This window comes from Veillonella sp. VA142 (assembly GCF_003992135.1).
GTDB lineage: Bacteria > Bacillota > Negativicutes > Veillonellales > Veillonellaceae > F0422.
In genome coordinates, this window is sequence record NZ_RQVN01000060.1 from 1 (window position 1) to 640 (window position 640).

Genomic DNA, 640 nt, shown 5'->3' on the forward strand with positions numbered 1-640 from the left:
TTTGTGAAACCCGCACTCTGGCTTATGTTTACTTCTTTCGAAGTAATTACCTTTCATTGTTCAGTTTTCAAAGATCATATATCCTCATACTACATAAAGTAGTAAATGGTGACCCACCCGCGACTCGAACGCGGGACACCCTGATTAAAAGTCAGGTGCTCTGCCAACTGAGCTAGTGGGTCATAAAATGGCAGGGGTGGATGGGATCGAACCATCGCATGTCGGAGTCAAAGTCCGATGCCTTACCGCTTGGCTACACCCCTGTGTTGTGGGGTGAGTAATGGGGATCGAACCCATGCATAACGGAGCCACAATCCGCCGTGTTAACCGCTTCACCATACCCACCACAGGATATTTATTCTGTTTGACACTTTCGTGCCTTACAACGATATTCAGTATATCAGTTAATGTTTTTTGTGTCAACCACTTTTTAAAAACTTTTTTAACTGCACTACTGTCTCATGATTGACTTTAGGTTTATTACATGAGCATCGCTGATGTTTTTAAAGTATATCAAATAAACAATTTCTTGTAAACCCCTATTTTTTTGTATATTTAAGCTTTATGAACGACATATGATATTGTCATAGTATAAACACAAATGAATTTGTCAATGCATAGTACAATCTATATATACAGA

General features: G+C 39.2%; 3 tRNA genes. All 3 read right to left on the reverse strand.

What is annotated here, in order from left to right:
* Positions 1–106: 106 nt before the first annotated feature.
* Positions 107–182 (reverse strand) — tRNA-Lys (locus EO117_RS09100).
* A 6-nt stretch (positions 183–188) separates the two neighbouring features.
* Positions 189–263 (reverse strand) — tRNA-Gln (locus tag EO117_RS09105).
* A gap of 6 nt (positions 264–269) precedes the next feature.
* A tRNA-His gene (locus tag EO117_RS09110) sits at positions 270–345 on the reverse strand.
* Positions 346–640: the final 295 nt, after the last annotated feature.